The organism is Allocoleopsis franciscana PCC 7113, assembly GCF_000317515.1.
Lineage (GTDB): Bacteria > Cyanobacteriota > Cyanobacteriia > Cyanobacteriales > Coleofasciculaceae > Allocoleopsis > Allocoleopsis franciscana.
Map to the genome: position 1 here is coordinate 540,320 of NC_019738.1, position 22,657 is coordinate 562,976.

Here is a 22,657-nt window from a genome sequence, read left to right on the forward strand (position 1 = left end):
ATCCAAAAATGGAGCAGTTTGCTGGCGTTCCTACCGTTTGAATTGGACTTTTAAATTTACAGCGCTCCAGCAGGGGAGGCTTCCCCCTCTGCCCTTAGTAGGTGTCAGACGCTACTGTTTTTTCATCGCCGAGAACCTGTACCTGCACCGGCGCAATGCCCGTTTGCATGACGCCTAAGGCTCTAGCCGCCGCCGCTGAAAGGTCAATCACCCGACCCCTGATAAACGGCCCACGGTCATTAATTCGCACTACTACAGAACGACCGTTGTTGAGGTTCGTGACTACAACCTTGGTTCCAAAGGGTAAGGTGCGGTGAGCAGCAGTCATCGCATTCTGATTGTAAACTTCGCCACTGGCACTACGATTGCCATGGAATCCAGGGCCATACCAAGAGGCAATTCCACTCATCGCTGCTCGAACTGGAGCAAAGGCAACTTGTGCGGCTCGACGCTTTTGTGGCATCCCAGCAATTGCTCGCAAGGGTGGAGCATTGCCCATTAGGCGTCGGAGGCGATTGGTGGCTTGCAGAGCGTCTTGAGCGAGGTTTTTGGTTGTATCGGGTAGGAATGTGCTGTCGTTGATTTGAACAACTTCTTGACCATTCACTTGAATGCTAAAAGCTTTGTCTGAATCATTCCAACGGACGGCAATTGCCTTAGCATCCACGTTGTCTCGATGCAGTTGATTCAGTTTAGCCGCAACGGCTGTCGCCCGCCAAACTGGGTTATTCTCTATATCGAACCGCTCCGAGGATGCGGTATACTGCTTCGCCCCTTCCAGTTCGCCTGACCTGATTGCCCGATTGGGTGAACCCGACTGGCGAGAAGCCGTCTTTATTGGAGCTGCGGGGGTTGCACCCACTTGTGCTCTCTGATTCGTACCAGGCTGAGAGTCCCAGAAGGTCAGGACAGGTATATCGCGGACGTACAGGATTGCGACCTGACGTCCTCCAGATTCATAGGCTTGAATTTTTGCAATGACTTCGGCCTGTTCCACTGCTGCCGCGATCGGTGAGTTCCTTTCCCCGACCTGAACCACTTCTTCCGGTTGAACTTGTGGTTGCCCTGAAGCCGGGGTCGCTGTTGCTGTTACCTGCCGTACCTGGGTTTGGGGTGAGTTATTCTCAGAAGCTGGGTCTAGCTGACTCGTTTGTTGAGCTTGACCTGCTGTTGCCGTTCCCAGGGTTGTCATTAGGAGAGTAGCACTCAGGCCACTCCAAATTCGTTGATTCATAAGTCCGTTGTCAAAAGCTATTTGGAATTCGAGATTTTGTGCTTCTGGTTGTGAAGCTTGTGAAAAGGCAATCTCCCCATTAACTCGTACTCGTTCCGCGTTCGCTCTGTTTCCTTGAACTGCAACAGACTAACATGAAGTTTTGGGTTTGGGGATCAGGGATCGTTGGCAATCCTCAGGAAGTTTATCAAAACTTAAAATTCTCATTTTTCTTAAAACTCTTACCTGGCAAGGATTTGCGGTTTTTATCTGTTTCCGGAAAAATCTGCAAATTTTATAAAAACTTTACATAAATTGTTTCGGCTTTATGGCTAAAACGGTCATGGCTTTCTGAGTGCTTGTAACCTTTGACCTGAATTTATTTGGCGATCGCGACGTTCAACGCTGCCAATCAACCTGTAAAATACATCCTGCATCTCTAACTCAAAACCTTGTTGTTGTCTGATGGATTATCGAGAAGCCGGTGTCGATGTTGAGGCAGGTCGAGATTTTGTAGAACGAATCCGTAGCCTGGTGCAAAGCACGCACCGACCGGAAGTCTTGGGTGGACTGGGTGGCTTTAGTGGTTACTTTCAGCTACCCGTGGGGTATCGGGAACCGGTTTTGGTATCAGGAACCGATGGCGTTGGCACCAAGCTCAAAATTGCCCAAGACCTCAACTGTCATAACACAGTGGGTATTGACTTAGTGGCGATGTGTGTCAATGATGTTTTAACTTCTGGGGCAGAACCGCTCTTTTTCTTGGATTATTTGGCAACCGGCAAGCTCAATTCCGAACAACTCACTCAAGTAGTTGCTGGCATTACCCAAGGGTGTCGCCTCGCCGGATGTGCATTGATGGGAGGAGAAACAGCGGAAATGCCCGGTTTCTACCAACCTGGAGAGTACGACTTGGCGGGGTTTTGTGTAGGAATTGTGGAAAAGAGCCAATTGTTGGACGGTTCTCAGGTGCAGGTGGGAGATGTGGCAATTGGTTTAGCGAGTCAAGGTGTCCACAGTAACGGTTTTAGTTTGGTACGGAAAATCGTCAACGAGTCTCCAGTCATGACGCAACTCCTGGAACAGGCTAGGGGTGAAGGCGTGGAAGATAGCGCCCAAAGGTGGCAGGTTCGCCCAGAAGGGCTTGCAGGTCAAAGTTTAGGTGAAGTGTTGTTAAGTCCTACGCAGATTTACGTCAAGCCAATTTTGGATGCCCGTCGTGCTGGGATTAATATTCATGGGATGGCTCATATCACGGGGGGAGGGTTACCAGAAAACCTACCGCGCTGTCTGGGAGCTAATCAATCGGTTCAGCTTGACCCTAATAGTTGGGTGATTCCACCGATTTTTCAGTGGTTGGCTGAGGCGGGTGAGGTGAGCGTACAGAGTATGTTTAATACGTTCAATATGGGCATTGGGTTTGTGGTACTTGTACCACCCGCGCAGGCCGAGGAAACTCGTCAATGGTTTGAGGCGCAGGAGGTTGCGGCTTATATCATTGGTAACGTGATTGAGGGCACGGGTGAGGTGGTTGGCTTACTGGGCTAAGTGTGGCGGCGAATGTGAGTTTTAATGAACTACAGAGCCTCAGAGGGCACACAGAAGCCAAGAAGAGATTCGGCGACGGCGAACAGATGTTGGCTCAGCCCTGGATGAGAGTTGTTAGAGGGCTAAAAAAGGCTTATTGTTAATAGTACGTGTACGTAGTAATTGCAGGCTCCATGCTCTCTATTTCTTTGAATCGCAGACTCTTGGGGAATTGGGAGGAAGTTCTGGCTCCTCATAATCTGGGGTACCGAATTAAACTGCTTTCCCAGCTACAAACTCGCAGGTTGCAGGAGCAATTGGAGCCGTTTGAGCTAACTCCGTTTCACTGGGTTGTGCTGTGCTGTTTGTGGCAGGAAGATGGATTGGCTACTTCCACCCTTGGGGAGAGGCTGCAACAGGTCGGAGGCACGTTAACCGGAGTACTTGATCGCATGGAAGAACGAGGGTTGGTACGTCGGGAGCGTGATGCCCGTGATCGCCGTATCTGTCGCATCTGGCTCACCGATTCGGGCAAGGAACTGGCAGAGGTGCTACCTCCGATTGTCACAGAGGTGTTCGATCAGGCGATGTCAGGCATTTCGCTCCCTGAACAAGAACGACTTTCACAGCTCATCGATTCTGCGATCGCCAATCTTTCTTGACAGCTTCCCTCAGGCTGATATTCTGGCTCACCCGACCGGGGGATTCTTCAAAGCTTTAAGTATTGTTACTTTAATAGTACGCACCCTAAATAAATGACCTAAATCCCTAATTTTCTCTTCCTCCGGAAGTACATCTCAGGCAATATTACGTACTCTAAACGAAAGCTTACTTACCAAAATTTAGACTTCACGACAACTCTCCAATTCTAGGAACTGCAAGGGATCGCTACCATGGAACACTCAAATCATGGCTCATCAAACGGACGGGTTTCAACAGCCATTGTCGAACCGTTGCCTGCACAAACCAAGTCTGTAACGACCGATTCGGTAGAAGTTGCGACTCTACCCGAAGCGCCTGCCGTTGCTCAAGACGCAGAACTCGGACAAGTTCAGCCATTGACTCCGGAACCCACGCCAAAGCAGAAAAATCGCAAGCCTTTGATTTTTGCGATCGCAGGAATCGGGGCGATTGTGGCGGCTAGCTTTGGCTATCATCAGTGGCAATACGCCTCCACCCATGAAGAAACCGACAACGCCACCGTTGCCGGTCATATTCACCCAGTCAGTAGCCGAGTCAATGGCACCGTTTCCGAGATTGAGGTGAACGATAACCAGTTGGTCAAACAGGGACAATTGTTAGTCAAGCTTGACCCCCGTGACTTTGAGGCCAAAGTCCTACAAGCACAAGCTGCTCTAGAAGCCGCTAAACGTCAAGCCAATGCCGCGCAAGCGACGATTCCGCTCGCCGCAGAAACAACCCAAGCTAAAACCGTTCAAGCACAAGGAGATGTCACAGCCTCCGTTGCAGCGATTTCTACCGCGCAAGCCGCTGTAGAAGAGGCAAAAACAGCGATTCCTTCGGCTCAATCCGCCGTTGCCGAAGCCCAAGCCGGTATTCCTGTGGCTCAAGCCCAAGTTTCACAGGCAGAGGCGACGTTGCAGAAGGCTCAAACCGATTACAACCGCTACGCAACCCTTTATCAGCAAGGCGCAATTGCCCGCCAGCAGTTAGACACCGCCAAAGCCGCCTATGAGGTAGCTCGTGCCCAAAAGAGTGCGGCTGAACAAGGTGTACAACAAGCGCAAGCTAGGCTGGCTCAAGCTCAACAAGGTGTCGCCAGAGCACAGTCTCAATTAGCTCAGGCTCAAGAAGGGGTGGCGAGTGCCCAGGCTAAACTCACCGCTTCCAAGGGTGGATTACAACAGGCTACAGCGAGTGGGCAACAAACACAGGTGAACCGCGCTCAGTACGCAGCGGCACAATCGGCGATCGCACAAGCGGAAGCTTCTCTCAAAGACGCCCAACTTCAACTGTCCTACGCCAATATTTTTGCACCCAGTAGTGGGCGCGTGGGTCGCAAAACTATCGAAGTCGGGCAACGTGTACAACCCGGAAGCCCCTTGATGGCCATCGTTGAGAGCGATTATTGGATCACCGCAAACTTCAAAGAAACTCAGTTGGAAGAGATTAAACCAGGGCAAGAGGTAGAGATCAAACTGGATGCTTTCCCGCATCACACCTTTAAAGGTCGTGTAGATAGTATCTCACCGGCTTCAGGCTCTCAATTTGCCCTCCTCCCTCCGGATAATGCTACGGGTAACTTCACCAAAATTGTGCAGCGTATCCCCATAAAAATTGCCTTTGATCCCCAAAGTATTCAGGGATATGAATCGCGGATTACCCCAGGGATGTCAGCCGTTGTTAGTGTAGAACATCAATAGTAGCTCACCCCAAAAATTACATAGAATACCAATGAGCAATCTCGCTTTGAGTAGAGATGATTATTACCTGTATTGGATAGGCTGATTGGAGTTAGAAATAGGCATTTATTCATGAATTTTGGTGTATCAAAGTTGAAGCCCATTCTACGAGCATTAGAGTCGAGAAATTACCGTCTCTTTTTTACGGGTCAAGCCATTTCTCTGATTGGCACTTGGATGACTCAAATTGCTACGATTTGGCTCGTTTATCAATTGACTGATTCGGCTTTATTGTTAGGAATTGTGGGATTTTCCAGCCAAATTCTCAATTTTGTGATTGCTCCGTTTGGGGGAATTCTGGTCGATCGTTGGAATCGTCACCGGATTTTGATAGGCACTCAAGCCCTGTCGATGCTTCAATCCTTGCTGTTAGCTTTTTTAGCGCTGACGGGTACTATTGCGATTTGGCATATTATTCTATTGAGCCTTTTTCAAGGGTTAATCAACGCCGTTGATTCTCCAGCTCGTCAGGCTTTTGTGATGGAGATTATTGATAAAAAAGAGAATTTGGGAAATGCGATCGCACTCAATTCCTCAGTTTTCAATGGAGCTCGATTAGTAGGGCCGGCGATTGCAGGATTATTGATTGCTAGTGTTGGAGCCGGTGTATGTTTTCTGATTGATGGACTCAGCTATATTGCTGTCATTGCTGGCTTATTAGCGATGAAGCTCAAGTCGAGAACCATTACTCCTCACCAGGGCAATGTCTGGCAAAGATTGAAAGAAGGATTCAACTATGCCTTTGGGTTTCCACCTATCCGAGCGATTTTATTATTACTCGCCTTATTCAGTTTTATGGGGATGCCTTATACGGTTTTGGTACCCATCTTTGCTACAAAAATTCTTCATGGTGACGCTCAAACCTTAGGGTTTCTCATGGCAGCGGTGGGAGTGGGCGCGTTAATGGGAGGAATTTACCTGAGTTCGCGCCAGAGTGTAGTGGGTTTAGGTAAAATTATTGCTTTTTCTCCCGCTGGGTTAGGGATGGCATTGATTATTTTTTCTCAATCCCGTCTTCTGTGGCTGTCCTTATTGATGATGTTGATTGTTGGCTGTGCTTCAATTTTGCAAATTGCTTCAAGTAATACGATTTTACAAACCATTGTGGAGGAAGATAAACGTGGGCGATTGATGAGTTTTTATACCATGGCGTTTTTAGGTGTCTTACCCTTTGGCAATTTAGCATCGGGAGCTTTAGCTAGTCGCATCGGTGCACCGAATACAGTCATGATTGGTGGACTGTTCTGTATTTTGGGTTCTATGATTTTTGCCCAGCAGTTGCCAAATTTAAGGCGTTTAATTCGCCCGATTTACCACAAAATTGGATTAATTTCTAAGTCTTATTCATGATTTGAGCCTACGATTACGGCAATCTATCTACTCAGTTCGCAACGGCAAATCTCTCATGACTGATACCGATGCAATTAGAAAGCCAGAGCAAACGCCTAGATCCGAGCAAGTGACCCTAAAAACCTGGATCGGTCTGATGGGGGCGATGCTGGGTGCATTTATGGCGGTTTTGGATATCCAAATTACCAACTCGTCACTCCAAGAAATTCAGGCGGCGTTGGGTGCCTCCTTGGAAGAGGGGTCTTGGATTTCCACGGCTTATTTAGTTGCGGAGGTGGTCGTTATTCCCCTTACCGGCTGGTTGTCCCAGGTCTTTTCTGTACGTCGATATCTATTTTTTAATACTACTCTGTTTATTTTCTTCTCCATTTGCTGTGCCTGGTCGGTGAATCTGCCGATGATGATTGGTTTCCGCGCACTGCAAGGCTTCACCGGAGGGGTGCTGATTCCGATGGCGTTGACCATTGTGCTGACGAGTTTACCCCCCGCTAAACAGCCAGTAGGGATGGCGCTGTTTGCGATTACTGCCACCTTTGCACCCTCGATTGGGCCAACCTTGGGGGGATGGCTGACGGATAACCTGGGTTGGCAGTACAACTTCTATTTGAACGTGATTCCTGGAATCATGATGCTCAGTGCGATCGCTTATGCGATTCCTGCCAAACCGATGCAACTGAATTTGTTGAAGGGGGGCGATTGGTGGGGGATTATCTCGATGGCGATTGGTTTAGGTTGCTTGGAGGTGGTTTTAGAAGAGGGGAACCGCAAAGACTGGTTTGCTTCTCAAGAGATTTCCCAGTTAGCGATCGTTTCTGTGGTATTTTTGTCCCTCTTCTTGTGGATTGAGTTGACGCGGAGACGACCATTTATTAATTTGCGCTTGTTATTACGTCGCAATTTCGGCATCGGTAGTATTTCTGCTCTTTCCTTGGGACTAGGACTATTCGGCTCGATCTACATTTTGCCGTTGTATCTTTCTAGGATTCAGGGCTATACTGCCATGCAAATTGGCGAGGTGATCATGTGGTCGGGATTACCTCAACTCTTTTTAATTCCCTTTGTGCCAAAGCTGATGCAGCGTTTCGATGCTCGATTTTTAGCGGCGATTGGATTTAGCTTGTTTGCTGTGAGTTGTTTTATGAACTCGCACATGACTCATGAGACGGGTATTGAGCAATTACGCTGGTCTCAATTGGTTCGCGCAGCGGGACAACCCCTGATGATTGTACCGCTGACTTCGATTACCACAGGTGGGATTGAACCGGCACAGGCGGGTTCTGCCTCTGGTTTGTTTAACATGCTGCGGAATTTGGGGGGGTCGATTGGAATTGCCATTTTATCCACACTGTTGACGCGCAGAGAGCAGTTTCACTCGAATCGGATTGGTGAGGGGGTTTCAGTATTTGACCCAGAAACGCAGCAACGGATTGAGCAACTGACGCAGGCGTTTATCACTGGAGTTTAGACTACGATGGCAAGGAGTGCCGAGTAGAGAAGCAGTAATTACGGCAAAAAAATTAGTCAAGTTCGCGAGTGCCAATCGCGAATAAAACTCAGCGCAATGAAACTGACATGAAATGATACAGACTTAAGCTCAAGCCGGGATGATTGCCCAGAACAAAAACTCTCGCGTGTGTCTCTCCGGTTCTGTGTTTCCGTGTCTACCCTAATCAAGAGCATCCAACCTGACATGTATAAGTCATGGGAAAGGGGAGAAAATGATAATTAACCAAAATCGATCATTTCTCCCCTGCATGAACTATAAACAACTTCAAGAATTTCGCCAACAAGTTTACGACTTAATTAACTTCGCGCAGGATGCTACTTTTGAGTTGACTGATGCTGTACTCACAACTCGCAATGTCTATAGCCTAGCTGAATTTTCTTTAAGTCCCTTTTTTCGACGGAAGTGGCCGAGCATATATGAAGCTCTACAAGACTGTAGACCGAATCGCAACAAGTTAATGCGCCTGTATATCAAACAGATACTAGTGCAGGAGCGCCCCGTTTTAGCCGTAGATCATACGGCTTGGGCAAGAGTTCATTCACCAACATTGCAAGACCGTACTTACTGCCATCAGCCAAGTGCGATCGCTTCCAACAAACCGATTAGTATCGGTCAAGGATACAGTACCATAGCTTGGATACCCGAACATAAGGGCAGTTGGGCATTACCTTTGAGACATGAGCGGATTACCAGTTGGGAGAATCCGATTAGCAAAGCTGCTTGGCAAATCAAACAAGCTTGTAAGTATTTGCCACTACGTCCGATGATTTTACTCGATAGTGAATATGGCAATGCTTCCTTGCTCAATCAAACAGCCCAGATAGAAGCCGACTTTTTGATGAGGATTCGTTCTAATCGTTGTTTATACTCAGCACCTCCTGCCTATACAGGTAAGGGACGACCCAGAAAACATGGTCAAAAATTTAAGCTCAACGACTCATCAACTTGGTGGGAAGCTACTGAAATGGTTGAAGTTGAGGACTCAAGGTTTGGGCAACTTCGAGTCCGGATGTGGCAAGACCTGCATTTTTCTGGTAGTGCTTCAATTGCTATGCAATTAATTTTAGTCGAACGTATCCTGCCGGAGCAATCACACTCAAAGTCTCAACCGTTATGGTTGGTGTGGGTAGGTCAGGAAATGCTGCCCCTGCCTGAGATTTGGCGACAATATTTACGTCGCTTTGCTGTTGACCACTGGTATCGTTTTCTTAAACAACGATTACATTGGACAGTTCCTCAACTGAGTACTCCATGCCAATGTGAAAGGTGGAGTGATTTAATGCCCATATTGACTTGGGAATTATGGTTAGCTAGAGACTTGGTGGCACAACACCACCTTCCTTGGCAAAAACCCCTGTCAAATTTAACTCCTGGGCGGGTGGCTGAGTCGTTCGCATTACTTTTACCGGAGATTGGCACACCGGCTGTCTCTCCCAAACCCCGTGGAAAGTCTCCGGGTTGGCAAGCCGGGAACAAACGTACTAAAAAAACTCGTTACCCAGTAGTGAAAAAAGGAAAAACACCACACAAAAAACGGACAAAAAAAGCTGCTTAATCTCTATTTTTTCTCTGGCTGTTCTTCTTTCTCAGCTTTTGTTATCGCTGAGTTAGTTTGTCGTAGTCTAATCTCCAGTTATCAGTAAAGGCATTGACGCGACAACGGCTCATAATCAAGCGATCGCCACGATTGATGGGATTATCCGCCGCGAAGCCTTCGTGATGGCGTTTAATGACAGCTTTTACTTTATCGGTATTGCTCTACTCGTCAGTGGTGTGATTTTACTCTTCTGTAAGAAAGTGAAGCCTGGTGCAGGGGCTGCCGCCCATTAAGACATGTAACAACAATAAGTAAAACAAAGATGTTACCGTAATCTTGCATACTCGTCATTGATTGTTGCTTGATGCCTTTTTCTTCTGTGAATCGCAGTCATTTGGCAGAGTGGGAGGAAGTTCTCGCTCCCCAAAGCCTCGGCTACCGGATTAAACTGCTCTCGATGCTGCTTAGTCGCACGTTCCAGGAGCGATTAGAGCCGTATGGACTAACACCGTTTCATTGGGTTGTCCTGTGTTGCTTGTGGCAAGAAGACGGATTGGCAACCTCCAGCATTGGGGAAAGACTACAACAAGTCGGAGGCACTTTAACCGGGGTACTTGATCGCATGGAGGAACGAGGGTTAGTGCGTCGGGAACGAGATTCGCGCGATCGCAGAATTTGGCGGATTTGGTTAACCCAAGCTGGCAAGGAGTTAGAAGAAGTGTTGCCTCCGATTGCGCGGGAAATCCGGGAACAGGCGATGGCAGGAATTCCTGAAGCTGAGCGAGAATTACTTTCGAGGTTGATTGACCAAGCGATCGCTAATTTTTCTTAAAGGGTTGGATAGGGAGCAAACCTCTCGTTCATCCAGATTCTGTTCACAGTTGCCAAGCCGCCTCAAAGAAGTCGCGCTCACACAACATGGCATAACGATACGTTGATTCTACCGATGCCGTCAGGTGAGTATACTGGTCAGTTAAACCCTCTAGCTTCTGCGCCAGTTCCTCAAACTCTGGATGACTATAGGTGCGAATCCAATCTGTATATTGATGAGTTGGAATCCCATCATCAGCCAATTGTTGACCTAAAAACGCATAAAGACGCATACAGGGAGTCATCGCCACCGTAATTAAACTTAATTCACACCCCCAAGCGGTTGCCAGTAAAAAATCCGTATAGCGACGTGTTGCTGCACCCGGTTCGACTGTTCGCAAGTCCACTCCCCAGCTTGCCGCATAACCTTCGTGAAGCTTCAGTTCTTCGAGAACACCCCCAGCAAGACGATGAAACGTATTAAATTCTTGCCAATCCATCGCTTTAGCGGCGGCAATACTATAAGCACGAGCGAAAGCTTCTAGAAAAAAGGCATCTTGACCCACATAGTACGCGAATTTTGTGCGATCGAGGGTGCCAGTGGCAATCCCTTGTACAAAAGGGTGTTCCAGACAGGCTTGTGCTAAGTCTTGATTAGACTGCCATAAGTCTTTGCTAATCGTCATTGTTAGCTCTTATCACATTCAATGAAGCCTTTTATCAACACGTTGAAAATCCTAAAATTCCGTTGGAAAACTTTACTCCAACCATTTTTAGTGGAGACTGAGTTAGAACAAAAAGTATTTTTTGACTTAGTCAATGCTTACTCTCGCCCTGAAAGATTTTATCATAACTTACAGCATATTAATCAAGTATTAGAAATAATTGAACAGATGAAATCGCATAGTTTAGATTACATTCCTGTTCAACTTGCGGCTTGGTTTCATGATGTTATCTATGACCCTCAAGCTCAAGATAACGAAGAAAAAAGCGCTGAATACGCAGAAGCTGCACTCTACTCCTTAAAAATTCCTCAAATCATAATTAATCGGGTTAAATACCTGATTTTGACGACCCAAAATCATCAAGCCTTACCCACTGATATAGACAATCAAATTTTTCTGGATGCTGATTTATCTATCCTTGGTGCAACTCAGGGGGAATACCAGACTTATGCTCATGCAATTCGTCAAGAATATTCGTGGATGTCTGACGTAGATTATCAGATAGGAAGACAAAGAGTTTTAACTCAATTTTTGCAGCGAGAAAGACTATATTTAACAGATTACGCTTATACAAATTTCGAGAAACAAGCCAAGCATAATTTGCAGCTTGAAGCAACCGATTTATCGTTAAAAATTAAGCTCAGTCGCGAGAAGACTGACGACAATACATCGGTGTTTTAGCGACACATTGATTGACTCAGCCATATTACCCCCACTCCACTTCTGGTGGAATTACCATTTTCATCAAAACTGTTCAGCAAGCGATAAGCCTGATAGTATGATTGGCTGAGGCAATGCCTCTAATACCCAATCTACTGGAGATACCTCTCGCAACTGCGTCACTACCCTGCATAATTGAATGGCAATGCTTTTGTTAATGCTTCTATAGAGCTAGATGACTCACCACATTCTTAAAGCTAGCTGTCAAACGGTTCATTTAGGCGGTTTTTCCCATGAGTTGGAACCCGCATTAGTGGTTAATTCAGGCGACAGCATTGATGTTGAAACTTACACGGGTTTCTATATTTATGACAAAGCGCCGCCGGAATTTCTGACAGCGGAATTGCTAGAAATTTGTCAACATTTACCCACAAAACGCAAAGCTGGGCCAGGGCCACACTTGCTCACCGGACCCATTTATGTGAATGGTGCTGAACCGGGAGATGTTCTGGAAGTGAAGCTGCAAGATATCTCACCTCGTTTACCCGTCGGATTCAACGCCATTCGCCCAGGATGGGGAGCCTTACCCCAACAGTTTACAGAACCAAGACTACGGTTTATCCCGTTGGATTTAGACAAGGGTGTGGCACAATTCCCTAACGGTAGCGGCATATCTATTCCTCTGAAACCCTTCTTTGGTATCCTCGGTGTTGCCACAGATGAAACGAACCGTTCTTCGGTTCCTCCCGGAGTTTATGGAGGCAATATTGATAATCGAGAATTGCAAGCTGGTTCAAGCATCTTTTTGCCCATATTTGTCCCTGGTGCACTATTTTCTATGGGGGACGGACATGCAGCTCAAGGAGATGGTGAAATTAATGTAACCGCAATTGAAACGTCGATGAATGGCACTATCCAGATTAAGTTGCGTAAGGATTTACAATTGAGCGCTCCCCTGGCAGAAACCCCTACCGATATTATTACTCTTGGGTTTGGTGAAACACTGGATCAGGCATTTGAATTTGCCCTTCAACAGATGATAACTTTCCTAGAACATTTTGCCGGGTTAAGTGCCGAAGATGCCTATGTTTTGTGTTCTCTTGCGGTTAATTTCCATATTACCCAGGTGGTCAATCGTCCGCACAAAGGGGTTCATGGTATGCTGCCTAAATCCATATTACCCAAGGCGATCGCTCTTTAAATTGCGGCGAACGAACTTAGATTAAAACCGGCTCAATCAAGGTAAAACTTATCAATAAAGACGAATAATAACTCATGTCTTCTCTACTCTTCCAACTTTTGATAATTGGCTTAGTAGCTGGCGTTGCTGGCGGCATGTTTGGCATTGGCGGTGGCGCAATTATGGTTCCCGCCATGGTACTGTTATTGGGTATGGATCAGAAGTTTGCCACGGGTACTTCTGTGGCTGCTCAAATTTTACCCATTGGTATTTTGGCTGCTATTGTCTACCATCGCAACGGCAACCTCAATATTAAACATGCCATTATCATTGCACTCGGTTTGGTGATCGGTAATCTTTTTGGTGCCTTATTTGCTAATCAGCCCTTCATTAGTAGTGAACTCATGAAAAAACTCTACGGCCTTTTTCTACTGTTGATTGGGGCTAGATACTTATTCTTTTGATAATGGAATGACCAGTTGTTTATTAGACCCTAACCTACCTCAGTGGTGATTGAGCCATTAAACATTAACTGGCCATTACCGCACTGAGTGGGTGCCTTACACGGTGTTAACGCACCCAACAAATACCTATAACGAAAAGGGGAGCATCCCAATGCAAGCAAAAATACCAGACGATTAGAAATCGCAGCTACACAAACCAAGCCTGCCTCCGCAGGCTAAAGATTAGTCCGCGCTGGCGGACTTCGTTTGTATAGCCCCAGACTTCTAGTCTGAGGGGCAGTTTACACATTTGGGATGCTCCCACGAAAAGAGCTTAACTTCTCTCTTAGCGTATAGAGCAACGGTCAAACATGTTTTGGTAAGTTTTCTGAAGTTCTGGGTTTTCCACTGTCAATTCTACGCGAATTTTTTCGCATCCGTGCCGCTTTTGTAGTGCAATTGCCTCTAAAAGATTACTCGCTGCTCTCGGAGAGACAAATTCCCCTCTAACTGGATAACCCTTCTCATGACGAGACTCTTTTGGATGATGAATCTCAGAAATCGAAGGATTGGCTAATTCAACACCCCTAACTTCCCCCTTACTTAAGTCAATTGCGGCAAGCCTTTTAGTCTCTGAACCGACTTGCTCAATAATTAATATCTCGCGTTGAATAGGGACTTCGATAATTTGAGTTTCGATTTCTTTGCGAACCACCACTTCGCCAACTTTTTGCTTGCGGCGGTTGACAACCACTCGCTCTTCTAGCAAACGAACGATCTCTTCTTCCACCACATTTGAGTTATCATCAAATTCGGTCAGGTCTTCCGTGGCTACTTCGGTTTCCGAAGACCGAGTTTCTCTGGAATCCGTTTCATGAAGTTCCTGTGATTCAAGATTACTGGCGGTTTCCTGAATTAGGGATAGATTTTGAGAGCTGCCTGAAACCTCTGGTACTTGCTGATTATCAATCGAATATAGAGGGATTTTCTCAAGTTCTAGAGAAGTGATATCTACAAAAAGTAAGCGGTGTACAGCATCAACCTTCTCAATATATTTACTATTGAGTAAATATACTTGCGAGTTTGCTTGATCTTCCGCTTTAGACATCACTACATTCAGATGATAGCTTTTATCTAAAAAGATATCTGTAACCCGCCCTACTAATTGACCTTGCATGTTGATGATCGCAAAGCCTTTCAGCTTGTTTCTCAGCTTTTCCAATAAATCTTTAATTTGGGTTTTGTTTTTGGTAGAGACAGGATTATCGGCAACCATCTTTTTATCTCCTTTTTATTGTCCGGATTAAAATACTTTTTTATAGATAGGTAGAGCCAGCTATATTGCCCGCTCTACCTATCACTCTTATAAGTGAGTCATCGCTTTACTGATTCAACGACCAGCCTTGTTGTCAAAAGCGGCTTAAGACTAAGACTATGACGTTAAAAGCCTAGTGCTTTTTGTTAATCATAGGCTTACCATCAACATCAATGTCTAACTCTTCACGACGAATTGTTTCTGTCGCATCCACCGTGTCGCGCTCAACTTCTTTCCGGATACTGACTTCTTCACGCACATAAGCTTTCTTTTGAATGTCAGCCGTCTCTTCGTACACTTCCATGCGAGCCACTTCACCTTCCTGGAAGTCTACCGCCCCAGGCGTAACTTCTCGGGTGTCAGTAGGGCTACTGCGCTCAATAATCACCCGTTCTTTTTCGATGGGAACAGATACTCGGGCTGTTTCGGTTTCAACATGCTTACCTACTGCAACTTCACCCGTCTTTTGACGCTGTTTGTTGGTCAGTAAGCGCTCTTCATACAGTTTGATTTTCTGATGATTTTGCTCATTTGTATCGTAGAGTGAGCGGTCATGCTCATAGTTGTAGGTGTTACGGTCATAGGTAGAAGTCGATACCGGAGCCGTCGTTGTTGTTGGTCGATAGATCCCTCTGACTCGTTCTTCATAGTCGTAGTCAACGGTCATGTTGTCGTTGTATTCTGGTAACCGTTCAGCTTGGTCTTTGGTCAAGCCTGTAATGTAAGCACGGTGACGATCGTAATCCATTCGCACGCGACCAATGGGAGCCAAAACTTTCTTGCCAAACACCCAAAATCCCGTGTCAATTACGAGATAACGAAAACGGCCTGTTTCATCAACAAGAGCGTCATAAACGCTGCCCACTTTTTCATCAGTAGCGGTATAGACATCATATCCTTTGATATCATCGCCACCAAAAATTTCTTGCTTATAGTTAGGATAAGCATCTGCAAGTTTTACAAGAGCCATTTGCTGTATTCTCCTAAATTTGTTTTGTATTAATCACTACTTACCTAATACATTAATTAAAACTGACCTTTTTTATCATCATACTAAGGGTATAGAATTGTATTTTTGTTGGGTTAAGGTTTCAATAAAACAAATGTAATGTTAATTAATGCAGGTAATAAATAATTGATATGGACTCAAAGCCAGACCACCTTGCTCCTTATCCTTATAGGGAATTACGACCAGGTTACATTAACCCCTAATTAGAGAAGCATAGCTTAAATTTAATTTCATCTCTCTAAGGATTGGTATAGATGTAATAAAATATTCATCGGTTGGTAGAGGAACTAGAAAATTTGACCGTATTAATCGAAAATACAGAACATTTAGCGTTACCCAAAAAGCGACATTTTACAAAATATGTAGAAAAAATAAGTACCTTGAATAGCGCGGATCTGAAAAAATTTTCCTTCCTCCTCTACCGGGCACCCCAGAGTGAAGATGTCTAATCAATTTTGGTTAACTCTGTTGCAGCAACATCGGTTTATTGCTGTTATTCGATCGCCTTGGCCATCACTCGGTCATAAAATGGCTCAGGCGGCAGCACTGGGGGGATTATCGCTGATTGAAATTACCTGGAATAGCGAACGAGCACCTGAACTGATCAGCCAACTCCGCACGGAGTTACCGCACTGTATCATCGGCACGGGTACGTTATTAAACTTGGAGCAGTTAGAACAGGCGATTGAGGCGGGTGCCCAGTTTCTATTCACGCCCCACGTTAATCTGACTTTAATTGCTGCCGCCGTTAAGGCTGGTGTCCCCATCGTACCGGGTGCTTTGACTCCGACAGAAATTGTCACCGCTTGGGAGGCAGGCGCTAGCTGCATTAAGGTATTTCCCATTCAGGCGGCAGGTGGAGCTAGTTATATCAAGGCTTTACAAGGGCCACTGGGTCACATTCCTTTAATTCCCACTGGGGGAGTCTCGCTGGAAAATGCACAAGAGTTTCTCAACGCTGGAGCGATTGCCGTGGGGCTTTCCGGCGAGTTATTTCCCAAAGCGCTCATTGCGACAGAAGATTGGAAAGCGATCGCGCAACGCGCCCGAACTCTCAGGGAACAGTTAGCGATTCCAGCGAAATAGCACAAGAACGCCAGTGGTGATTAATCACTCAACGTGTTCGCGGTAGTCCCCTGGTTCTGCGTAGCAACCACCGGAGCTTTAGTGAGGAGAGGGACAGCGGGACGCCGATCGTCTTGGAGGCGTCCAATCCCTCTACCTCAAGCCACGCATAATTTGCATGAGCGCTTAAGCAATTTGATTTTAGTAGGACTAAATTGCCCAATTCTTTTCCACTCATGGTTGTAAACTGAGATGTTTTTGGATTTGCCTGTTTGGGTGTAACCACCAATCCAACCTCTGTAAATTTGACTTGCTTTTTCAGCTTGAACAAAGTCACCAGACCGAAAGCCAAAAGGCGTGATTGTTCCACCTTTGCGTTTTCGGTATTGACTGGGATTAGGTTTGTGACTGTCAGGATTCTCAAAGTGGAGCTGACGCCTATAGATATTTGGCTTGGCTATCACTTTGAATGGGGCTGGTGTAACAATAACTTCACCCTCCCAACACCCACCACGCGCATTACTTGATTGCCATTCCCGCCACTTAATGAAATGACTAGCAGCTAGTGCAACACCATCATTGCTGTGCGTTTCTTCCACAGCTTTTGACTTATCCGTCTTATCCTTTGGAAGTTTTAACCACTGCCTTAGATTGGAAGTCTGCCATCCATACCGAGTATCTGTTGGTGCAATCTTTGATAGCCATTGCAACATGACTTTCTGACCCACCATCGCTGGGCTAAACCCTTTATCACCACGAGCTTTGATGTACTCGTAGACAATGTTAGAAACCGGGAATAATCGCATTATTTCCTTGATTACCCTTAGCTCTAGTTGGCGATTGGATCTAATGCTCGGAGGTAGCTTCTTTTGAACCCTGTTATCGAACCGTTTGGCTCTATGACACCGTTGGTCATAAGGTAGTTTACGGTTAATTCTGCGACCTCGCCTCGCTCTCCGAAGTATCCGTCTTGCTGTCATTTTTTTGGTGACATTTGGAAACGGAAGAATCAGGTGAAGCTTGAGCAAAGTAGTTTTAGAACTTTGAACTCCGACACCACTGAACAACTTGCCAGGGTCGATACCTATAACCACGTCTTGAGTTTCATGCCCAGATGGTTTCCCAACTAGCTGGATAGCAAACACATTCAGGTCGTTGGAGTAGATTTTAGCTTTCCCCTCGTTGAGCCAACGTCTAGCTCTTGAGGCTTTAGTGGGCATTAGTGGAAGCCCGTCAGGTGAAATCACTGGTACTCGTTGCATTTTTGGAGATAATCCAATAAATGTGACTTGCTCCTTACCGCCATCTGACACAAGATGTCCTGTCTTAAAGCGACCCAAGCCAGGGGTCTTACAGCAGGCTGAACTAGGAGAACATCCAGCCGTGTGTGCCAGTGTCAGACCAATAGCGGTAGACAACTTTTATTGAAATCTGGCTCTTTTAAGCTCAGGGTTCAACGAAGTAACCCTGAGTAGTTGACTACAGAGATGTTTACTGCATTGACGAGCTAGTCATAACAAGATAAGTAATTGGAATTAACCCAGCCTTCTATACCATTCACTTGACGGTTTGGGCCGTTGATGACGCGGACGTAAACCCAAGGTGCTGAACCGTCTTTAATCCATCTGACGGTATTTCCATTATTTAAACCCGCTTTTGATCTGCCATTGGGAGAAAAGCGCACAGCGAGTTGACCACTCTGAATATTAACCACATCACAAGATACTTGTGGATTTTCGCTGGTTTCACCACAGGAGAGGTAGTCTGAATTCACCCACCCTTCTAAGCCATTCACAGCTCGGTTGGGGCCATTCATGACACGGACATACGCCCAAGGTGCAGAACCTTCCCTAAGCAGGGTGACGCTATTACCGTTATTCAGACCCGCTTTGGATTTGCCATTGGGAGAGAAGCGCACAGCGAGTTGACCTGTCTGAATATTAACCACACGGCAAGTTACGGTTTGAGAGATGAGTCTGGCAGTGGGTTGATTGGGCTTAGGCATGACTGTCGTAGCACTCGAAACAAGGGTAACGTTTAGGCCGACGACAGAGAGTGATATCAGGGGGATTGTTATTAAAGACTGAGTAAGATTTTTGAGCATGTTCATCGCTAACAACTGACAGATGACTCACCTCTATCCTCGCTCATTAAAGTCTCAAAATTGATAAATATTAGCGATCGCAATTCTCTCTTGTACAATTTCAGTCGGTATCGCGTTACTCCCCCAATGTCTCCAGATGGCTTCTTATTGCGCTTGCATCCAAGCAACACACTCCTGCATCAGCAGATGCATGGTTTCTGCATCAGTATGGTAGCGGTGACCATGACCTGGTAATACCCACTCAAATGAATAGTGAGTTAACTTTTGCATAGATTTAATTTGTTCAGACCAGGCATACCAACAGAAATCACGGAAGGCAACGAGCTGATTTAATTGTTTATCCCAAGCTAGATGGTCGCCCGTGAACAAAAACTTATGATTGTGCAATAAAACGGTGTGACCTTTACTGTGACCAGGAACAGGAATAATCAACAAATCGGGCGCTAATTCAACGGGTTCGGAACCCGTCAGTTGAATTTCCACATCACGAGTGCTGCTGGTAATATCATCGCTGTGCAGGATTCTTTTGCACCCAAAATGCTCAGCATACTTCTGATGATCAGCAACATCATCCCGATGGGTTAGGTACATATAACGAATTCCACCCATGTCTTCTAATCGCTTGACTAAGGGTGGTGCAAATCGGGGTGAATCCACTAAGATATTGCCTTCGGAGTGTTGAATCAAGTAGCTGGTAGCCGCATAGGAACTCTCGGAGTGATAACCGCAATGGTAAACATTGTCCTCGACTAAAATTGGAAAACTCTGCTGAGCGGCTTTGATATCTTTCGGCGTTTCAACAGTACCAATTGAGGATGTTGGACAAGATAATAGAGCTTGGAGCGATCGCAAGCGTTCAGCTTCCGATGTCGGTTGATGATACACCACAGACTGACCCCCTGCCTCCTGAAACACTTCCGGAACCATCCATCGGCAAGTATCACAATCAATACAAGTACTATCGACGTAAAAGTCACCGCTGACGTTTTGAGAGCGGCGTTGATTCAAATGAGCCATTTTTTAAACGCTGTTCAATTTAACCTTGTCTCTAAATCATACTCATTACGACTATGCTTTGTGTACTGACAAGGGGGTTGAAACAGCAAATCTACCCACAGGGGTATAGCCGAAGCACCCTTCCTCTATCACCGATTCTTTTGAGAAGAGTGAACCTTTTGCTTAACGGTTGAAGTTGAGTCACACCCATAAGTTTCTCGCACCAAGTAAAGAGGGCGTCCTTTTACTTCTTCATAGACACGAGCCAAATATTCCCCAATCACACCTAAACTAACTAACTGTACGCCTCCCAAAAAAAGAACCGCCACCATGATTGAGACATAGCCAGGAAGATCAATTCCAAAGAGTATAGTCCGAAGCACTAAAAAGCTGGCATAGAAGAAGGAGGGTATGGCGACTAAAAGACCGATATAACTCCATACTTTTAAAGGGATCAAACTAAAAGAGGTAATCCCATCCAAGGCAAAATTCCAAAGTCGCCAGTAATTCCATTTTGTTTCTCCTTTATGGCGAGATGGGCGATCAAAAAGAACGGATGTTTGTTTAAAACCTACCCAGGCAAACAAGCCTTTCATGAAGCGATTCCGCTCCGGCAATTGTTGAATCGCCTCCACAACACGGCGATCGAGTAAACGAAAATCCCCAGTATCGCGGGGAATGGGTACACGGCTGATGCTATCAATGACTCGGTAAAACACATTAGCTGTAAAGCGCTTTAGCCAGCTTTCTCCCTCACGAGACCGACGTGTTGCATAAACAACATCATAGCCCTCACGCCATTTTGCCACCAGTTCTTCGATTAATTCAGGTGGGTCTTGTAAATCCGCATCAATGGGTATAACAGCGTCACCCGTGGCATGATCTAGACCAGCACTTAGAGCAATTTCTTTTCCATAATTTCGAGATAAATTGACGACTTTAATTCTAGGGTCTTGATAATGATGCTCTATTAAACAGCTAAGCGTATTATCTCGACTACCATCATTCACACAAACGATTTCATAGGTCATGTTGAGATGAATCAGGACAGACCTTAATCGCTCAAATAGATAATCAATATTAAGTTCCTCATTGTAAAGAGGAATAACGACAGAGAGTTCAACAGCACCTGATTCGGGAGGCATAGTGTAAGATTAACGAGCTATCTGGAACTATACCAGCCAAAATATATCACTCACACCCATGAGAAAAAGCCTTAAAGCAGAGGGATGTTTTTGAGCTGATTGTTGGTGTAGATTGGGCTTTTGAGTATTAAGGTGCCAATTATTTTATGGTTCTGCTGAAAGGCTCACCCTATCCTTCGTCTTTTCAGGTAAGATTCAGAGCCGCCCAAGTTCTTTCACCGACAATTCCATCTGTAATTAAACCTTTAGACCTCTGAAACGCAACGACAGCCGCTTTCGTTGCAGGGCCAAAGTCTCCATCAGGTATCCCAGGTTTAAATCCTAGCTGTTGCAATCGCTCCTGAAGTTGTTTTACTTGCGTGCCTTTAGCTCCTTCTCGGAGGGGGAGAAAGGATAGGGATGGAGAGGGAGTTGGAGAGGGAGTTGGAGAGGGAGTTGGAGAGGGAGTTGGAGTTGGAGATGAAGATGAAGCTGGAGAAGGTTGATTGCCCCACCGTTTAGAGAACTCTTCCAAGACGGGTTTTGAGATTTGTCCTTGCAGCCATTGAATGGCTTGATTTTGATGAGGTAAGCTGCGATACAGCAGGTAAGTATCAAGCAGATCGATTGTACTGGGCGATTCTTGCTTCGGTATCGGCGTACTCGTCAGCACCTTCCAAGTTGTTGGGCCTACAACACCATCGGGATTTAACCCGTGATACTTCTGAAAAGAAATAACCGCTTGAACCGTACCGATGCCAAAAACGCTGTCAATGGGACCGGGGTTAAAACCTTGGGCTTTGAGGCGTTCCTGTAGTTCTTTGACTTTCACACCAGTATCGCCTTCCCGGAGATAGTCACCAATCGGTGCGTCGAGTCGTTTACGTACATCTTGACGCAATCGGGGCAATTGACTGTACAACCAGTTACCAGGACAATTCGTTGGAGAAAAGTCTCGATGTCCTTTGATATTATCAGGGTCAATCTTGCAGGACGAGCAAATAGAAACGCATAACTCCACCAAACTCTCCCACTGCTTGGCGTTCATCTGGTAGGTCATGAAGTTGCCTTCATTTTCAATCCCTGGTGACTCATTGCCTTTAACACTGCCAGCGTGGGCGGAACGAACACAACGCCCGCGTTTAATAGCATCTAGAGAACCTTGTCTACCCTCAAGTAAAACCCCACCGGTGGTATTCAAAAAGTTGTGACCGGAATCGTTCCAGCCAAACTCATTCATGTGGGCACCTTGAATACTCCTGGCCAATTGTTTTCCCCCATCCACCGTTCCTCTCGATAAATCCTTAGGGGGATTAGGCATATCTGTATGGTGGATAATGACATATTGCGGCCTCGTTTCTTCAGGCCACTGTTTTGGAGCTCTAGCCCCCCATTCTCTAGCAGAAATGACACTGGCAGTGAAAGGCATTCTTCCCTCTTCTCTCCATGTAGGGTTGCTGAATTGTTCTGAGCGCGAGTGGAACCTGAACTCTTTGAGTGGGCGCGACTTGTTTTTTACCTATCCTACAAGACTCATCGTTCTAAAAGAGAGGGGTGAGGGGGCGTTCTGACGCCCCCTCATCTAGGGTTACAGCGCAAGCCCTGGTTGATTGGATGGGGAGCATCCCAACTGTGTAAGCTTTCAAGAAGGGTGAGGAGAGTTTATCTC

20 protein-coding genes are annotated in these 22,657 nt (G+C 46.0%); 11 read left to right on the top strand and 9 right to left on the bottom strand.

Annotated features, from left to right (window positions below; all coding sequences use genetic code 11):
• Positions 1 to 94: 94 nt before the first annotated feature.
• Positions 95 to 1,234: a septal ring lytic transglycosylase RlpA family protein gene (locus MIC7113_RS38850; RefSeq protein WP_015180553.1), complete on the bottom strand. Its 1,140-nt coding sequence runs from the start codon at positions 1,232 to 1,234 to the stop codon at positions 95 to 97.
• 444 nt (positions 1,235 to 1,678) lie between these two features.
• Between MIC7113_RS38850 and purM the strand changes: the two genes are divergently transcribed.
• From purM to MIC7113_RS02295, 7 genes are all read left to right on the top strand, one after another.
• Entirely contained in the window at positions 1,679 to 2,761 is a 1,083-nt protein-coding gene (gene purM / locus MIC7113_RS02265; RefSeq protein ID WP_015180554.1) for a phosphoribosylformylglycinamidine cyclo-ligase, read from the top strand.
• A gap of 173 nt (positions 2,762 to 2,934) precedes the next feature.
• Positions 2,935 to 3,402, top strand: a complete 468-nt coding sequence (locus tag MIC7113_RS02270; RefSeq protein WP_015180555.1) for a MarR family winged helix-turn-helix transcriptional regulator — start codon at positions 2,935 to 2,937, stop codon at positions 3,400 to 3,402.
• A gap of 231 nt (positions 3,403 to 3,633) precedes the next feature.
• Complete coding sequence (locus MIC7113_RS02275; RefSeq protein ID WP_015180556.1) at positions 3,634 to 5,124, top strand: HlyD family secretion protein; 1,491 nt, start codon at positions 3,634 to 3,636, stop codon at positions 5,122 to 5,124.
• A gap of 111 nt (positions 5,125 to 5,235) precedes the next feature.
• A complete protein-coding gene (locus MIC7113_RS02280) occupies positions 5,236 to 6,513 on the top strand; it encodes an MFS transporter (protein WP_015180557.1) in 1,278 nt (425 codons plus the stop codon).
• Positions 6,514 to 6,568: 55 nt separating this feature from the next.
• Positions 6,569 to 7,978 (top strand): DHA2 family efflux MFS transporter permease subunit, encoded by a 1,410-nt coding sequence (locus tag MIC7113_RS02285; protein WP_015180558.1) that lies wholly within the window; start codon positions 6,569 to 6,571, stop codon positions 7,976 to 7,978.
• 289 nt (positions 7,979 to 8,267) lie between these two features.
• Complete coding sequence (locus tag MIC7113_RS02290; protein WP_015180559.1) at positions 8,268 to 9,575, top strand: NF041680 family putative transposase; 1,308 nt, start codon at positions 8,268 to 8,270, stop codon at positions 9,573 to 9,575.
• A 346-nt stretch (positions 9,576 to 9,921) separates the two neighbouring features.
• Positions 9,922 to 10,389, top strand: coding sequence for a MarR family winged helix-turn-helix transcriptional regulator (locus MIC7113_RS02295; RefSeq protein ID WP_015180560.1), 468 nt, complete (start codon positions 9,922 to 9,924; stop codon positions 10,387 to 10,389).
• A 43-nt stretch (positions 10,390 to 10,432) separates the two neighbouring features.
• Here the strand turns inward: MIC7113_RS02295 and MIC7113_RS02300 are convergent, their stop codons facing one another.
• Positions 10,433 to 11,053, bottom strand: coding sequence for a TenA family protein (locus MIC7113_RS02300; protein WP_015180561.1), 621 nt, complete (start codon positions 11,051 to 11,053; stop codon positions 10,433 to 10,435).
• Between the two features lie 21 nt (positions 11,054 to 11,074).
• Between MIC7113_RS02300 and MIC7113_RS02305 the strand changes: the two genes are divergently transcribed.
• The 3 genes from MIC7113_RS02305 (at position 11,075) to MIC7113_RS02315 (ending at position 13,396) form a co-directional block, all read left to right on the top strand.
• Positions 11,075 to 11,773, top strand: coding sequence for an HD domain-containing protein (locus MIC7113_RS02305; RefSeq protein WP_015180562.1), 699 nt, complete (start codon positions 11,075 to 11,077; stop codon positions 11,771 to 11,773).
• 214 nt (positions 11,774 to 11,987) lie between these two features.
• Positions 11,988 to 12,953, top strand: a complete 966-nt coding sequence (locus MIC7113_RS02310) for an acetamidase/formamidase family protein (RefSeq protein WP_015180563.1) — start codon at positions 11,988 to 11,990, stop codon at positions 12,951 to 12,953.
• A 74-nt stretch (positions 12,954 to 13,027) separates the two neighbouring features.
• Positions 13,028 to 13,396: a TSUP family transporter gene (locus MIC7113_RS02315; RefSeq protein WP_015180564.1), complete on the top strand. Its 369-nt coding sequence runs from the start codon at positions 13,028 to 13,030 to the stop codon at positions 13,394 to 13,396.
• A 325-nt stretch (positions 13,397 to 13,721) separates the two neighbouring features.
• Here MIC7113_RS02315 and MIC7113_RS34145 read toward each other — a convergent pair whose 3' ends face one another.
• Positions 13,722 to 14,651 carry a DUF2382 domain-containing protein gene (locus tag MIC7113_RS34145; protein WP_015180566.1) on the bottom strand — a complete coding sequence of 310 codons (930 nt, stop codon included), beginning with the start codon at positions 14,649 to 14,651 and terminating at the stop codon, positions 13,722 to 13,724.
• 172 nt (positions 14,652 to 14,823) lie between these two features.
• On the bottom strand, positions 14,824 to 15,660 hold the full coding sequence (locus MIC7113_RS02325; protein WP_015180567.1) for a DUF2382 domain-containing protein: 837 nt from the start codon (positions 15,658 to 15,660) through the stop codon (positions 14,824 to 14,826).
• Positions 15,661 to 16,140: 480 nt separating this feature from the next.
• Here MIC7113_RS02325 and MIC7113_RS02330 point away from each other — a divergent pair, with 480 nt between their 5' ends.
• Positions 16,141 to 16,785 (top strand): bifunctional 4-hydroxy-2-oxoglutarate aldolase/2-dehydro-3-deoxy-phosphogluconate aldolase, encoded by a 645-nt coding sequence (locus tag MIC7113_RS02330; RefSeq protein WP_015180568.1) that lies wholly within the window; start codon positions 16,141 to 16,143, stop codon positions 16,783 to 16,785.
• 137 nt (positions 16,786 to 16,922) lie between these two features.
• On the opposite strand, the gene MIC7113_RS02335 is transcribed toward MIC7113_RS02330, so the two are convergent.
• From MIC7113_RS02335 to MIC7113_RS02355, 5 genes are all read right to left on the bottom strand, one after another.
• Entirely contained in the window at positions 16,923 to 18,182 is a 1,260-nt protein-coding gene (locus MIC7113_RS02335; RefSeq protein WP_315889670.1) for an RRXRR domain-containing protein, read from the bottom strand.
• A gap of 89 nt (positions 18,183 to 18,271) precedes the next feature.
• Positions 18,272 to 18,769, bottom strand: a complete 498-nt coding sequence (locus MIC7113_RS02340; RefSeq protein WP_216596359.1) for an SH3 domain-containing protein — start codon at positions 18,767 to 18,769, stop codon at positions 18,272 to 18,274.
• A gap of 243 nt (positions 18,770 to 19,012) precedes the next feature.
• Complete coding sequence (locus MIC7113_RS02345) at positions 19,013 to 19,885, bottom strand: MBL fold metallo-hydrolase (RefSeq protein ID WP_015180571.1); 873 nt, start codon at positions 19,883 to 19,885, stop codon at positions 19,013 to 19,015.
• A gap of 128 nt (positions 19,886 to 20,013) precedes the next feature.
• Positions 20,014 to 21,009, bottom strand: coding sequence for a glycosyltransferase family 2 protein (locus tag MIC7113_RS02350; protein WP_015180572.1), 996 nt, complete (start codon positions 21,007 to 21,009; stop codon positions 20,014 to 20,016).
• 184 nt (positions 21,010 to 21,193) lie between these two features.
• On the bottom strand, positions 21,194 to 22,417 hold the full coding sequence (locus MIC7113_RS02355) for a peptidoglycan recognition protein family protein (RefSeq protein ID WP_015180573.1): 1,224 nt from the start codon (positions 22,415 to 22,417) through the stop codon (positions 21,194 to 21,196).
• Positions 22,418 to 22,657 lie beyond the last annotated feature (240 nt).